This is a genomic window from Streptomyces sp. NPDC006450 (assembly GCF_040612195.1).
GTDB lineage: Bacteria > Actinomycetota > Actinomycetes > Streptomycetales > Streptomycetaceae > Streptomyces.
Map to the genome: position 1 here is coordinate 192,193 of NZ_JBEXPT010000002.1, position 14,583 is coordinate 206,775.

Here is a 14,583-nt window from a genome sequence, read left to right on the forward strand (position 1 = left end):
ACCGGGAGGCTCCCGTCGCCCGCCCGGGCAGGGTGACCGAATGTCCAGTCAGAATCCGTTGTGAACGACGATCCGGGAGGGCAGTGTGGTGAGACCGTCCATCTGCGTCGAAGGCATGCTGATGCGGAAGTCCCCCAAGGCGTGCGCACCTGCCAGCGGGGAGACGTCGACGGTGCCCGCCAGAGCCGCGCTTCCCCAGAACGCGCACTTGGTGAGGCGGGGGAAGGCGTGGGGCAGCTTGTCGATGATCTTCTGTGCGGTGGGTGCGTCGTCGATGTCGCTCACGTCGAGATGGGTGAGTTCCGCCAGGACGGTGTCGCACGGAAGGGCGTCGAACGAGGCCGCGTCCAGGCTGAGCCGGGAGAGCGCCCGCAGGGAGGAGAACTCCCGCCAGTCCTCGGCCGTCGCCGAGCCGGAGAATCCGAGGGATGAGAGCAGGGGGAAGCGGCTGATTCCCTTCAGTTCGAACTGGTGGGGGTAGTGGCTGAACATTTGGAGGTGTTGGAGGGGTGCGTGCGGTGGGAAGTCCGCAGGCGTCCAACTCTGGAGCTCCACGCCGGAGACCGAGAGGCTGCAGAGGTCGGGCAGCTCCCACAACGGACGCAGGTCCACGTCCGTGGTGATGTCGATGAACAGGTTCCGGATGGGAAGCCCGACGAGCGGGGAGAGATCCGAGACCGGGTCGCACCGCAGAGCGGTGAACGTTTCGAGCCGGGTCTGGCCGACCAGGAACGACAGGTCCGGCAGGTCGAGATCTTGGAGCTGCAAGTTCGTCAGCGCGTGGCGGGAGAGGTACGAGGTGAGCACCTCCCAGGACGGGTCGCCCCTGACGTCCAGGGATTCCACGGATACTCCCAGCCGCTCCAGGAGGCGCACCTGCGCATCGGAAGTGACGGTGAAATCCAGGCCCTCCGGGTTCAGCCGCGCGATGATCTCTTCCGCGTACCGCGCTGTGTCGAAGCGCGACCAGGCCCACACGAGCTGACTGCGGATCGCGAGGGGCGACTCCCGTTCGGCGGCGTAGCGTGCCAGGAAGGGAACCGCGGCGTCGGACGCGACGTGGGAGGCCGCGATGACCACGCAGCGCGCCGCGTCCGCTGCGACGGCGTCCGGACCGGGGAGCAGGTCCAGGATCAGGGGACCCACTTGTGCCAGTGCGCGGGCCTCGTCCTCGTCATTCGGCGGGATCAGTCTGGCGGTGCGCTCCTCCACCGCCGCGCGGACGGCCGGCTCCAGCGTCGTGGCGTGCTCCAGGCAGGCCGCGGCGAGGAGGTAGACGCGGAAGCGGACGCGCTGGTCCTCGGCACGGTCGCCGAGGGTCAGCATGTCCTCGAAGAGGGCCACCCGCTCGCGGGGCCGGGCCAGGGCGACCGCCATGCGGATGACGTCCTCCCACTGGTCGTCCGCGGCGTGCGCCGCGAGCAGTCCGAAATCGCCCTCCTCCACCGCCGCTCGCGCGCCCAGGAAGTCCTGGAAGGTGCGGTGGACGAAGTCCACCGTTCCCGGGGCCGGTTCGCGGAGCAGGCCGCTGCGCTGGAGGAAGTGCTCGAAGACGGTCGGGGCGTCACCCAGGGCGGCCGCCTCCGGGACGGCCGGGAGGGCCCGGCCGATGATGTCCTGCGCCTGGGAGCGGTCCATCTCCGTGCGGCCGTTCTTGATCAGCCAGTAGGCGAGCCGCTGGAGGAGTTCGAGCTGCGGCTCCTCCCGGAGGTCGGGGACGTCCATGTCCCGCTCGCGGTCGCGGCGACTGATCAGCATGGACAGCGCGGCCTCGTACAAGTCCTTCCGGCCGTGCGGGAGATAACCCCGCCGGTCCCGGTGGAGTGCGCAGATCAGGCCGCACATCAGGGGGTTGGTGGCCAGCCTGCCGAGGTCGGTCTTCGTTCCGACCGCGGTGAGGAGCTGCGCCTCGTACGCGTCGAGTTCGGCCGGGGATTCGGCCCCGTCGCGGGCGGCCGCGTGCCAGCGCTCGATGAAGGTGGCGGTGTCGGAGCGTCCCATGGCGGACAACGCCAGCTCGGTGAACCCTTCCTCGGTGAGCCAGTCCTGGCCGACGGCCGAGGGGCGCGAGGTGACCAGCCACCGGTTGCCGCCGCCGTACGTGTCGATGAGATCCCGCAGCCAGCGGCGGGTCCGCTCGCGCTCGGGCTCCGGAATCTCGTCGATGCCGTCCACGAGGACCAGCCCCCGCCCGGCGGTGAGCACACGGTGCTCCCAGCCGGTGGGCTGGGAGCCGGTGAGGGGGCAGCCGATCGCGGCGAGGAAGTCCTTGGGGGCCGGCAGCCGTTCGCCGTGACGGGTGAGCGTGCGGAGCGGGAGGACGAAGGGGATCCGGTCGCGGAGGTATTCCGGCCGGTCCGGGCGGTCCTGCTGCGCGGCGGTGACCGCCAGCCACTGGACGAGCGTGGTCTTGCCCGAACCGGCCTCGCCCCGCAGGAGGACGCGGTGGGTGCGGGCCAGTGCCTGATCCGCGGGCCGGGGCTCCCGGGTCCGTTGCACCGCGAGGAAATCGTCCGCGGTCTCGTAGGCGTCCCAGGAGATCTCCGTGCGCCCCAGCGGCGCCGCCTCCAGGCTGAGGTAGGCCACGTCCAGCGGCCAGCGCGTGGGGGAATTGCTCAGGTCGATGCCGTAGATGGTGAGCTTGGAGTGCTTCCGTGCCACGTACGGCAGGTACGTCGCCTCGAAGGCGGCGTCCTGCGCGTCGGGCAGCGGGGTGCGCCGGATCAACTCGTTGGTCTTCAGCGTGAGTTCGTCGACGGCTCGGGTCTGACTGACCAGCGCGTGGGCCGTGAAGGTCTTGCGCCGGGTGAAGAACTCCAGGATGTGCAGCGAGGCGACGCCGAGCAGGGCCTCGTAGAAGTGCGCGGCGTCCGCGGAGAGATGGCGCTCCGGGCGGTCGGCCGCGCGGCGCAGTGTGCGGGCGAAGGCCTCCGGGCCGAGGCGGACGGCGTCGACGTCCGTGATCGTGAGGTCGCCGAGGGCGTGCAGGGTCGCGGCGAGGGCGTCGGTGACGGCGGTCTCCTCGTCCGCCGGGATCCGGCGTTCGCCCGTGCTCAGGGCCTGCCGGACGAGAGTGGCGGCCAGATCGCGTACGTCGGACGCGGTGAGGGTGCGCTTCTCGCCCTTGAACGAGACGTACCCGCAGAGCCGGACCGGCTTGTCGACCAGCCCCGCCCCGGGGGCGTCGGCGACGAAGAACTTCCTGACGATCGGGCCGACCACCGCCGTCGCCAACTTCAGCCCGATGGCTGTGGGTTCCACGTGTGCCCCCCGTAGAGCAGTGCCGGTGCCGCCCGCCCGATTCTAGAGTGCGTGGCGCCCACGTCGCCGGGAGAGCGGGCTACGGCATCATGGCGGGGGATCGGGTGAGGGGGAGCGCGGTGGCACAGGACGAGGTGCGCGGCAGTGTCGTGGTGGCCGGGCGGTACCGCCTGGAAGAGCGGCTGGGCCGGGGCGGGATGGGCACCGTCTGGCGGGCCACCGACGAACTGCTCGGGCGTCCGGTCGCCGTCAAGGAACTGCACGCGGGTGAGGGCGACGGAGACGGCGTGGCCGCGGGGGCGCTGCGCGAGGCGCGTGCCGTGGCGCACGTGCGCCACCCCCACATCGTCGTGGTCCACGACGTCGTCGAACACGACGGGCGCCCCTGCATCGTCATGGAACTGGTCGACGGCGGGTCGCTCGCCGACCTGATCTCCGCGGGGAAGACCCTCACCCCGGTCGAGACGGCCAGGACCGCACGCGCCCTGCTCGGCGCCCTGACCGCGGCGCACGGCCGGGGGGTGCTCCACCGGGACGTGAAGCCGGCCAACGTCCTCATGGAGTCGGGGACCGGGCGGGTGGTCCTCACCGACTTCGGCATCGCCCGCTTCTCCGGGGCCACCACCATCAGCGAGACGGGCGCCTTCGTCGGGTCGCCCGAGTACACCGCTCCCGAGCGGATGCAGGGAGCCGAGGCAGGGCCGGCCGCCGACCTCTGGTCGCTCGGCACACTCATGTGCGCCGCGCTGACCGGGGAGTCCCCCTTCCGCCGCGATTCGCTGGGAGGCGTCCTGCACGCCGTCGTCTCCGCGGAGATCCGCCCGCCCGCCCAGGCGGGGCCGCTCCTCCCGGTCATCCGGGGCCTGCTGGAACGCGACCCGGAGCGGAGGATGGCGGCGGCCGAGGCGGACCGGCTGCTCTCGGCGTACCTGGCCGGGGGCGGTCCCGATCCCGGCGGCGGCATCCCCGTACCCGCCGACCGGGTACCCGTACCCGCCGACGGGATGCCGAGCTCCGTGCCCGCGTCCGCCTCCGTGCCCGTACCCGCGTCCGAGTCCGTTCCAGTGCCCGCGTCCGCCCCTGCGTCCGCCTCCGCCTCCGCGTCCGCCTCCGAGGGGCTCACGGCTCCCGCCGTGGCTCCGCGCCCGACGGCCAGGCAGCGCGTGGCCGTCCGGCCGGGCCCGCGCCTCGGGCTGATCGCGGCCGCCGCCGTGCTGGTGGCGGCCGGGGTGGTGGTGGGCGTCGACCCGCTGCGTTCGCTGCTGGGTGTGGGGGAGCCGGGGCACGGACCGCGGAGTGCGCCGGCGGTCCCCGGCGGCTCCGCGACCCCGCCCTCGACCCCGGGCGGGGCCGGCTCCAGCCCGAGTGCGGTGGGCGTGACCCCGGGCGGGCCGCCCTCCGGGTACCGGACCTTCGCCGATCCGCAGGGCTTCTCCATCGCCGTGCCCGAGGGGTACCAGCGGGCCACCGACGACCAACGGGTCTTCTACGTCTCCCCGGACGGGGCCTTCCGCATCGGGATCCGGGTGAAGATGCCGGTGCCCGGCGGTCCGCTCGGCGTGATGCGGCAGGCCCACTTGAGCGGCCCGGACACCAATGCGGGCTATCGCGGCGGCACCGTCGTACCGACCACCCATCGCGAACTCCCGGCCGCTCTCTGGGAATTCACCTGGAACGGCTTCGACCCGGCCGAGGGTGCGCGGCACACCTTCGACCTGTGCTGGGACCAGAACGGCCGGATGTACGACATCTGGGTCTCCGCGCCGGTAGGTGAACTCGTCGAAGCCAAAGGTCACTTCGACACCGCCGTGGCCACCTTCGCCCCCGGTGCACCCGGCTCCGTCGCCCCCTGAACCCGGTCTCCCTCCCGTCGGCTCCGGTCAGGTGCGCAGCACCACCAGCCCGTCGAGCCCGTCGGTCGTCCGCAGGCTGCCGGGCACCAGCGGGGCGAAGGTGCGGGGGAGTGCCAGGCCCGGGGCTCCGTCGCCCTCGGGGGCGTCGAAGAGGTACGCCGCCTCCGAGGCGCTGTCGCTGACCAGATGCGGCCCGTCCGCGCCGGCCGTGGCCCGCGTGAGCGGGGTGCGGAAGAGGCTGCGCAGCTGGCGCAGGGTCTCCGCCGTGACCGGTACGGGCAGCGGCAGCGGCGCCGCCGGGCCCCGTGCGGACCCCGGCCCGGCTGCCCCGTCGTCCGGCCCGGCCGGGCCCGGGCCGTCGGCCGCGAACACGGCGTCCATGGCGTCCGTACCGGCCGCACGCTCCGTACCGTCCGCGCCGTCCGGCGGGATCGCCCCGGCCAGCAGCAGCGCCAGGAGCACCGGGACCGCCTTGAGCCGGAGCGCCCCGGTGGCCCGGCCCAGCCGGTGGGCGTGCCCGCCGGGCAGCGACAGCGCGAGGCTGCCCGCCGCGTCGCCGAGTGCGAGGGGGACCGCCGCGCACACCACGCCGGGGGCGTACTCGCGCAGGTCGAAGACGGGGGCCCCCGGGGCCACCGCGTCGAGCGCGCTGAACAGGGCCCGGCTGTCGGTGATGGTCCGCTCGGTGAGCCGGGCGGGCCGGTGCCGGGCCACGTGGTCGGCGCGGCCGTCGTGGTCGAGCTGGCTCAGCAGGCACTTGCCCACCGCGCTCGCGTGCGCGGCGTCGCGGAAGTCCACCCACTCCCGCACCGGCGGGGCGCCGGGCCCGTCCGCCATCTGGGTGATCCGGACCTCCCCCTCCGCGTACCGGCTCAGGTACACCGCCGCGCCCGCGCTGTCCCGCGCCAGGGCCAGCGTGCGCTGCAACTGGTGTGCCAGACCGCGGCCGCCCGGGGCCGCGAGCCGGTCGAGGGCCGGCCCGGGGGCGTAGACCCCGACGCCGGAGGGGTACGCGTACCCCTCCTCGCAGAGCATCGACAGCACCGGCCCGAGCTCCTCCTCGGCCAGGCCGGCTTCCCGCCCGAGCCGCCCGGCCCGTACGCCGAGCGGCCGCCGCTGCAGGACCCGTACGACGGCCAGCGCGCGCCGCGCCGCCGCCAGGGCCGCACCCCCGCCGGGCTGGACGACGGTCCCGCGGGCCGCCGCCGTCAGCGCGGGGTGGCGCAGCGGACCCGCCCCCAGCCGGGTCGGGCGCGGCGCGCACGGGGCAGCGGCCGGCGGCCGGAACGCCTCCAGTGCCCGGGACACGCCCGGCCTGGGCAGCGGCACCGGGCCCAGGTCGGGGTCGTCGAGCTGGTCGACGTAGCGCAGGACGGCCGCCTGCGCGCACAGCCGTACCTCGCGGAGCTCGCGGCGCCCGGTCGGCCGGAAGCGGCGCCGGCCCAGCTCCCGGGCCCAGACCCGGGCGTCGTGGTGTTCGCCGCGCCGCGAGTGGTCGAGGAAGAGGCAGTACGCGGCGTGCGTGGTCCGGCTGCGCCCGGACCCGGCGGCGAACTGCCACCAGAACCGGGCCCCTTCGCGCAGTCCGGCCAGGTGCAGCAGACAGCCGAAGACCACGGCTCCGGGCAGGTCGGTGTGGCCGCCGCCCTCGAAGGCGTCGAGCCGCTCCCGGGCCCCGGTGGCGCACACGGAGGCCAGACAGGCGGCCTTGAGGTCGCGTCCGGCCCGCTCGGAGTCCAGCGGCAGGTCGCGCAGGGGGTCGCTCCAGCCCAACGTGCGGCGCCGGGCGTGGGTTCCGCCGCGCCTGGAGCCCGGTGCGGAGGCCGCTTTCGACGCCGGGGCCGGGGCGTCGGCGCCCCGCAGCAGCCGGGCTTCCGCCGCGCCCAGGTCGTAGTGCGGGTAGCGGTCGCGCACGCTCGCCCGGGCCAGGAACTGTTCCAGGGAACGGGGGAGTCCGCCGCCCTCGTGACGGGTTCCGCGGCTCGTGTTGCGGCTCATGACTCGGCCGACGTGTCGAGCAGCCGGGCGAGCCGGCGCTGTGCCTGGCCGAGCTGCGAGCGGACCGTGGCCTCGTCCACACCCATGATCGCAGCGGCTTCGCCGGGGCTGCACTGGAGCCCGTACCGCAGCAGCACGGCGTCGCGCTGCCGTTCGGCGAGCCGGGAGACGGCGGAGTAGAAGCGGATGGTGTCGGTGAGCACCTCGTACTGGTCGGCTTCCGCGTGGGCCTGCTTGAGCGCCGCCTCGAAGGCACTGGTGTCCATCGGCTCCGGCCCGGGGTTGTGGCGCAACTGGCGGTCGATCAGCCGCTGTTTGAGGACGGTCCACGCGTAGGCGTCGAGCCGGTCCATGTGCAGCATCCGCAGCCATTCGCCCATGATCGAGTCGAAGGCGGCGTCGACCGCTTCCTCGGCCGCCGCGTCCGAGCCCAGCTGGAGGTACGCGAACCGCATGTAGGCCGGGCGCCGGTCGGCGTGGAAGGCCCAGTACGACAGGCGCGCCGTCGAGTTCCACTGGCTCATGGGCGCCGGCCGCCGTCGCCGGCTCGGCAGACCCACGGCCCCGCCACCGGACTCCTCCGGACCGCTGCCATCGCTCACCGCTCCACCCCATCCCGTGTGCGGGGCAAGGAAATCAGCGCGGGCGCACTCGGAGGGCGCATAGACGAAAGCTGGAAGGATTACGTTCGGTGATGATCGCGTGGTGATCGATGTCGATCGCACGCGCGCTCAACCAGCGCAAACGCATATGCCGTTCTCCTGTGCGCCCGTTTCGTTTCCGGTCGGAGGACACGGCGTGTGACCATCCGAAGATTCACTCGTTTGTCGGAGGGTGGGTACAACACAGCGATTCGGCTCCACCGCCGTGGAGCAGGCCGAGGCCGTCCTCGTCGAGCACTACCCCCAACTGGTACGGCTCGCCTACGTGACGCTCCCGGTCACCCTGGGCCGCCATACCCGGGTACTCCTCGCGCACAAGGCGGTCCAGCGAGCACTCCCGCGCGGCGGGCGCGGCAGTACCCAGGCTCCGGCCGGGCCCGACGGGCCGGGCGGTCCCCTGACCCAGGTGCGCGTACGGGTCCTGCGCGCGAGCCTCGCTCCGTCCGGCCGGGCGCGCCTCGCCGTGGCCGGGCTCGGCTGGCCGCCGGTGCCGCCCTTCGTCTGGGGGCTGCGGCTGTGGCCCCCCGCGGGCGGGATCGACGAGCCCGCCCGGGCGCTGGGCGCGGCTCCGGGGCCGGTCCGTGCCGCGTTCGTCCTGCACGGCATGGACGGCCTGCCCGAGGAGGCGGTGGCCCGACTGCTCGGGCAGGCCGGGGTCGCAGACCCGGCGGACGCCGTGCGGGAGGCGCTGGCCGCCTGGCGGGAGTGGGCCCCGGGGCAAGGGCGCGGGTCGGGGCCGCAGGCACCGCACGCGTGGGGCAGCAGCGGTACCGCCTCACGTGCCCGGGTCGGGGACGTGCCTGGGGAAACGCTCCTGCGGGGGCCGGGCGGCGTCGGGTTCGATGCCGCCGTGGTCAGCGCCCGCCCCACCGACCTCCTGCGCCGGCGGCGCCGGACCCGTGCCGGCTGGACCGCCGCCGCCGCGCTGGCCCTGGCCGCCGGGATCCTCGCGGCCGACGGGTCGCCGCCCCGCCTCGAGGCCACGCCGCTCGCCGGACCGGCCCTCGCCGGGGCGCTGGACCCCGCCCGGCTGGTCCGCGTTCCCGCCGAGACCTGGGCGGACACCGCGCGCGTCGACTTCACCGCCTGGCCCGCCCGCGGTGCCCGCACCGCCGACCGCGGCCTGCTCGCCCGCGCCCTCGCCGCCTGGGCCGTCCGGCCCCGGGACGTGGCGGTGACGGCCGCGCCGGGGACGGCCACCGACCCCCCGCCGCGCACGCCGCAGCTCCTGTACGCGGGCGACGTGGCCGGACGGGCGGTCGTGCTGCTGCTCGACGGGGACCGGGTGGTCCGCTACGGCGAACCGCCGAACGGCACGGACGGCCGGGACGGCCCCGACGGGCCGCCCGGCAGGGAGCTCGCGTTCGCCCGTACCGACGAGGCGAACGTGACCACCGCCGCCGCGCTGGCCCTGAGCCGCACCCCGGCGAACGGCAGCACGGACGGGGGCCGGGCCAGATACCTGCTCGCGCCATGGATCGCCGGGGCCGGCACCCGCGACCTGCTCCGGACGGGTGAGGGTGCCAAGCCGCTGGCCGTCTCCGCCGACGGGGTCACCGAGGAGACCGCGGTCCCCCGTACGGACGGCGCCGGTGACGGCGCCTGCGCGGCGTGGCCCGTGCTGGAGCTGACCTCCTCCGCCCGCATCGTGGAGAAGCACGCCTTCGTCCTCGCCGACCTGGGCGCGCTGACCCCCGTACACCTCACCTACACGCCGCTCCCCGACGGTCCCGCGGCGGTCGCCGCACGCCAGCCGCGCGAAGCCACCGGTCCGGCCGCGCGGGCGGCGTGGGCGCCGGTCGCCTGCAGGCTGCGCGAGTACCGGGCCGGCGGGGTACGGGCCGTCAACGTCTGGGACTTCGCCGGCTCCGACCTCCCCGACGGGGCGGGCCGGGCCGTCTGGACCTGCACCCGGGCCTCGGGCTGGGCCGGCCCGGGTGACGTCCTGGTCCAGCTGCGCCTGCCCGCCGGACCCCCGCAGGACGTGGCGCGGTCCCGCGGGACCGCCGCGTGCGGACGGTTCGGGCAGCACCTGCTCGCGGGCACCCGGTGGAGGTCGCCGGCCGGCCGCTGGTCCCCGCGGGCGGCCGGCAGCCGGGAGGTCGTGGGCATCACCGCGGCCGGCGCCGTCCGCGCGGAGGCCGCGGGCCGGACCCTGACCGTCCCCGTCGCCGGACCGCAGGGTTCGCCGGCCACCCTGACGGGCCGACTCGCGAGCGGGGCGAGGATCACCGCGATCGACGGGGCCCGGGGCGGCCGCGACTGACCCCCCACGACCTCCCACCGCCGGGCCGTCCCGCGGCCGCGCCGCTCGCCGGAGCACCGTCCGCGGCCGCCGCGGACGGCGCCCCCCGGGGGGTGGACGGCGGTTCGGGGGCTCCCCGGCCCGCTGTACCATGGCCGCAGCGCGAGGGCCGTGACGGAGTGGTCACAGTCCTCGCTTTTGCTTTGCACCCCAGTGGTGCGTCGCACCCCAGTCCACCCCGAAGAAATGCGGGGCGTGGCGTTTCGGCGGTTCGATACGATGAACCGCACGTCACGTCGTACCGGCATATATGAAATGGAGCATCCGAGGATGGCTCGACACCTGATCACCAGCGCGCTTCCCTACATCAACGGGATCAAGCACCTGGGCAACATGGTCGGGTCGATGCTTCCGGCGGATGTGTACTCCCGGTACCTCCGCCAGCGCGGCCACGACGTCCTCTACATCTGCGCCACCGACGAGCACGGCACCCCCGCCGAACTCGCCGCGAAGTCGGCCGGTCTCTCGGTCGCCGAGTTCTGCGCGCAGGCCCACGACGCCCAGAAGGCGGTCTACGACGGCTTCGAGCTGTCCTTCGACTACTTCGGCCGCAGCTCCTCCGCGGAGAACCGCGAGATCACCCAGCACTTCGCGCGCCAGCTCGAGAAGAACGGCTTCATCGAGGAGCGGGCGATCCGGCAGGTCTACTCGCCGGTCGACGGCCGCTTCCTGCCGGACCGCTACGTAGAGGGCACCTGTCCGCACTGCGGCTACGACAAGGCCCGCGGCGACCAGTGCGAGAACTGCACCCGCGTCCTGGACCCCACGGACCTGATCGAGCCCCGCTCGGCCATCTCCGGCTCCACCGAGCTGGAGGTCCGCGAGACCAAGCACCTCTTCCTCCTCCAGTCCAAGCTCCAGCACGAGGTCGAGGCCTGGGTCGCGGAGCACGAGGAGGAGTGGCCGCAGCTCGCGTCCTCCATCGCCCGCAAGTGGCTGACCGAGGGCCTGCACGACCGCGCCATCACGCGCGACCTCGACTGGGGCGTCCCGGTCCCGGCCGACACGTGGCCCGAGCTGGCCGCCGACGGCAAGGTGTTCTACGTCTGGTTCGACGCCCCGATCGAGTACATCGCCTCCACCAAGGAGTGGTCGGACGCCGACCCGGCGAACCGCGACTACAAGTCCTGGTGGTACGAGGCCGAGGACGTCCGGTACACCCAGTTCATGGCCAAGGACAACGTCCCGTTCCACACGGTGATGTTCCCCGCCACCGAGCTCGGCACCCGTGAGCCCTGGAAGAAGGTCGACTACGTCAAGGCCTTCAACTGGCTGACGTACTACGGCGGCAAGTTCTCCACCTCGCAGAAGCGCGGCGTCTTCACCGACCAGGCGCTGGAGATCCTCCCGGCCGACTTCTGGCGCTACTTCCTCATCGCCAACGCGCCCGAGTCCGACGACTCCTCCTTCACGTGGGAGCACTTCACCACCACGGTCAACAAGGACCTCGGCGGCACCCTCGGCAACTTCGTCAACCGCGTACTGACCTTCTCCCGCAAGAAGTTCGGCGACGAGGTCCCCGCCGGCAGCCCCGCCGGCGAGGCCGAGGCCAAGCTGGGCACGCAGATCGCTGAACTGCTGGCCGAGTACGAGGGCCACATGGACGCCCTCCAGTACCGCAAGGCCGCGGCCGCGCTGCGCGCCCTGTGGTCCGCCGGAAACGCGTACCTCGACGAGAAGGCGCCCTGGCTGGAGGTCAAGACCGACCTGGAGGGCGCGGCACTCACCCTGCGTACGGCGATGAACCTCATCCACCTCTACTCGGTGGTCTCCGAGCCGTTCATCCCGGCCTCGGCGCGCGCCATGCGCTCCGCCTTCGACCTCGCCGACGACACGGCCACCTGGGTCACCCCGGAGCAGGCCGCGTCCCTCGACGCGGTGCCGGCGGGCACGCCGTTCACGGTTCCGCCGGTGCTCTTCGCGAAGATCACCGAAGAGGACCTGGAGTCGTACCGCGAGCGCTTCGGCGGCAACCCGGAGGCCTGAGCCGGACCGGCCTTCAGGGCGCCAGGACAGCCGTCAGGGCATCAACCCGCGCAGGGGCGCGACCCGTTGGGGTCGCGCCCCTGCGCGCGTCACCCACGGCCGTACTACTTGTCGGGGAACAGGTCGTTCAGGCGATCGGTGAAGCTCTGGGTGCCGTCGACCCGGTGGTAGGTGCCGGCGACGGGGCCGCCGCTGTCGTCGCGGTCGTACTCGCCGGCCGGGACGAGGAAGGCCAGCAGCCAGATCGCGACGGTGACGACGGCCAGGATGGTCAGCGCGCTGGGGAAGGCGAACTTCCGCGCCGGTGCCGGCTCCTCCGGCGGAGCCTGCACGGTCGGGATCCGGGGCGGGGCCGGTGGCCGGGGCGGTGGCGTCGTGGTCACGGTGCGCCTTCCGGGGACGGCGGGGCCTGTGGCACGCGGAAGTCCGCCGCGTACTCCCGGACGAAGGCGGCCATGGCCACCACCGTGTTGCGCACCTCCGACAGCAGCACCCGCTCGTTCGGCGCGTGCAGATTGCACATGCTGTCCTGCGCGCCGAACAGCAGCACCTCGGCGCCCGGAGCCGACCTCGCGAGGCCGTTCACCAGCGGGATGGAGCCGCCCGTGGCCACGTACGAGGCCGGCGTGCCCCAGGCCTCCTTCAGCGCGGTCAGCGCCGCCCGGTACGCGGGACCGCCCGTCCGCGCCTCGAAGCCGGGGCCCGTGTCGCCCGGGGTGACGGTGAGCGGGATCCCGAAGGGGCGCTGCGCGCGCAGGTGTTCCACGAGCGCGGTCCGGGCCTCCTTCGCGTCCTGCAGTGGATGGAAGCGCAGGTTCAGTTTGGCCCGCGCGTACGGGACCACGGCGGAGGAGGCGCCCGCCACGTCCGGGGCGTCCAGCCCGATGACGGTGACGGCGGGCCCGCTCCACAGCCGTTCGCCGAGCGGGCCGGTGCCGATCAGCGGCAGCCCGTCGCGGACGGAGGCCAGCTCGCGGAACTCCTCCTCGGTGTAGGTCGTCCCCTCCCACGGATCGCGGCGCAGGCCGGGTACCGCCACGTCCCCGTGCTCGTCGTGCAGGGAGGCCAACGCCCGCAGCAGCACCAGCAGGGCGTCGGGGGCGGCCCCGCCGAACTCCCCGCTGTGCCGGGCCTCCGCGAGGGTGCGCACCTCGACCACGACCTCGCAGGCCCCGCGCAGACCGGTGGTCAGGGTCGGGGTGCCCGGCCGCAGGTTGCCGATGTCGGCGATGACCATCGCGTCGCAGGCGAACCGGTCCGGATCGGTGGGCGGGTAGTCGTCGAAGGGGCTGCCGTACTCTTCCTGCCCCTCGATCACCAGCTTGATCCCGACGGGCGGGCGTCCGCCGTAGACGCGGAGCATGCCCAGGTGCGCGATCACGTTCGACTTGTCGTCGGCGATCCCGCGCGCCCGCAGGGCGCCGGGGACGCCGGCGACGGGCGTCGGCTCGAAGGGCGGGGAGAGCCAGAGGGAGGCGGCGCCGGCGGGCTGGACGTCATAGTGCCCGTAGAGCAGGACGGTCGGGGCGTCCGGGTGCGGGGGAGGGATCTCGCCGTAGATCACCGGGGCGGTGTCGGGGAGGTCGATCCGCTCGATGGTGGGGACGCCCGCCTCGCGCAGCAGGGAGACGATCAGGTCGTGCGCCTCCAGGACCGGCTCCGGCGGGTAGCCGGGGAAGGCGATCGAGGCGATCGACGCGAGCCGTTCCAGGTCGGCCCGGAGACCGTCCATCAGGGCGTCGACCCGTGCTTCGAGGGTCTGCGAGCCGTCCGCGTCCACCTGCCACCGTCCCTGTGCTCCCCGGGCGACCCCGCTGAGCTGCGGCATCGGGTTCTCCGATCATCGGCGGGGGGAACGGGCCCCGCCGTGGCGGAGTGGGCCGGACGGGTGAAGGCCGGCCGCGGGGCGCTGGGGTGGGATGCGGGGTACGGGGGATGGGTGCGCGCGGGGCCCGGTGAGGCGGGGCGGCGCGAGTGGGCACGCCCGCCGGCACGGGTCCGGGCCGGGTCCGGGCCGGGTCCGGCGGGGGTCCCGCGTCGGTCCGGGGCGGCTTCCGGGTCGGCTCCTGGGGCGGCTCCCGGGTGGGTTCGGGTCTACTCCCGGGTGGCCCGGGGCCGGACGTGAGCCCGGCCGGGACCCCGTGTGGCATGAAGTGGGGGGCCAAGGGCCGATCTTGACCTGTCTGCCGCGTATCGAACCACCGCCGTGATCGTTTCTTCAGGCGTAGCCCTCATCCCTGCTGCGGAATCAGGAGAACGCGCGGTGACCGCTTGGCAGTACTTCGCCGGGGCCGGCCTGGTGGCGGCTCTCTGCCCGCTGCACGGTCACGTGGCGGTCGCCGGAGACGGACACGGTCACGGCCACGGCGCCCGGGTCGACGTGTGCGTTCCGGCCGGGTCGCGGCCGCGGCCGCCCGCGCCGCCTCCCTCGGCGCCGACGCCTGCTCCGGCTCCGGCCGTACGGCCGACCGCCCGGGTGCTGCTACCCGGCCCGGCCGGGCCGACGGTGCGCCACCCG

At 74.2% G+C, this 14,583-nt stretch carries 6 protein-coding genes and 3 pseudogenes; 4 read left to right on the forward strand and 5 right to left on the reverse strand.

The features are described from left to right. Positions 1 to 48 precede the first annotated feature (48 nt). Positions 49 to 3,261, reverse strand: coding sequence for an NACHT domain-containing protein (locus ABZY57_RS01870; RefSeq protein ID WP_356507126.1), 3,213 nt, complete (start codon positions 3,259 to 3,261; stop codon positions 49 to 51). A gap of 197 nt (positions 3,262 to 3,458) precedes the next feature. Here ABZY57_RS01870 and ABZY57_RS01875 point away from each other — a divergent pair, with 197 nt between their 5' ends. Next, on the forward strand, positions 3,459 to 5,114 hold the full coding sequence (locus ABZY57_RS01875) for a serine/threonine-protein kinase (protein ID WP_356507164.1): 1,656 nt from the start codon (positions 3,459 to 3,461) through the stop codon (positions 5,112 to 5,114). A gap of 441 nt (positions 5,115 to 5,555) precedes the next feature. On the opposite strand, the pseudogene ABZY57_RS01880 reads toward ABZY57_RS01875, so the two are convergent. Together ABZY57_RS01880 and ABZY57_RS01885 are read right to left on the reverse strand one after the other, a co-directional pair. Continuing rightward, a pseudogene (locus tag ABZY57_RS01880) lies at positions 5,556 to 6,275 on the reverse strand (IclR family transcriptional regulator C-terminal domain-containing protein); the annotation flags it as partial. An 833-nt stretch (positions 6,276 to 7,108) separates the two neighbouring features. Further along, positions 7,109 to 7,714, reverse strand: coding sequence for a sigma-70 family RNA polymerase sigma factor (locus tag ABZY57_RS01885; RefSeq protein ID WP_356507128.1), 606 nt, complete (start codon positions 7,712 to 7,714; stop codon positions 7,109 to 7,111). A gap of 232 nt (positions 7,715 to 7,946) precedes the next feature. Between ABZY57_RS01885 and ABZY57_RS01890 the strand changes: the two genes are divergently transcribed. Then, complete coding sequence (locus ABZY57_RS01890; RefSeq protein ID WP_356507130.1) at positions 7,947 to 10,040, forward strand: hypothetical protein; 2,094 nt, start codon at positions 7,947 to 7,949, stop codon at positions 10,038 to 10,040. A 309-nt stretch (positions 10,041 to 10,349) separates the two neighbouring features. Continuing rightward, positions 10,350 to 12,065 (forward strand): methionine--tRNA ligase, encoded by a 1,716-nt coding sequence (gene metG / locus ABZY57_RS01895; protein ID WP_356507132.1) that lies wholly within the window; start codon positions 10,350 to 10,352, stop codon positions 12,063 to 12,065. Positions 12,066 to 12,181: 116 nt separating this feature from the next. Here metG and ABZY57_RS01900 read toward each other — a convergent pair. Continuing rightward, positions 12,182 to 12,406: pseudogene (locus ABZY57_RS01900) on the reverse strand (YfcC family protein); the annotation flags it as partial. A gap of 38 nt (positions 12,407 to 12,444) precedes the next feature. Further along, on the reverse strand, positions 12,445 to 13,893 hold the full coding sequence (locus ABZY57_RS01905) for a M20/M25/M40 family metallo-hydrolase (protein ID WP_356507134.1): 1,449 nt from the start codon (positions 13,891 to 13,893) through the stop codon (positions 12,445 to 12,447). Positions 13,894 to 14,328: 435 nt separating this feature from the next. On the opposite strand from ABZY57_RS01905, the pseudogene ABZY57_RS01910 reads away from it, so the two are divergent. Further along, positions 14,329 to 14,583: pseudogene (locus ABZY57_RS01910) on the forward strand (hypothetical protein); the annotation flags it as partial.

What these genes read in the sequence shown, in the direction of transcription:
- ABZY57_RS01875 (WP_356507164.1), top strand. Translation starts at nt 3,459, where the DNA reads ATGGGCACCGTCTGGCGGGCCACCGACGAACTGCTCGGGCGTCCGGTC.
- metG (WP_356507132.1), top strand. Translation starts at nt 10,350, where the DNA reads ATGGCTCGACACCTGATCACCAGCGCGCTTCCCTACATCAACGGGATC.
- ABZY57_RS01905 (WP_356507134.1), bottom strand. Translation starts at nt 13,893, where the DNA reads ATGCCGCAGCTCAGCGGGGTCGCCCGGGGAGCACAGGGACGGTGGCAG.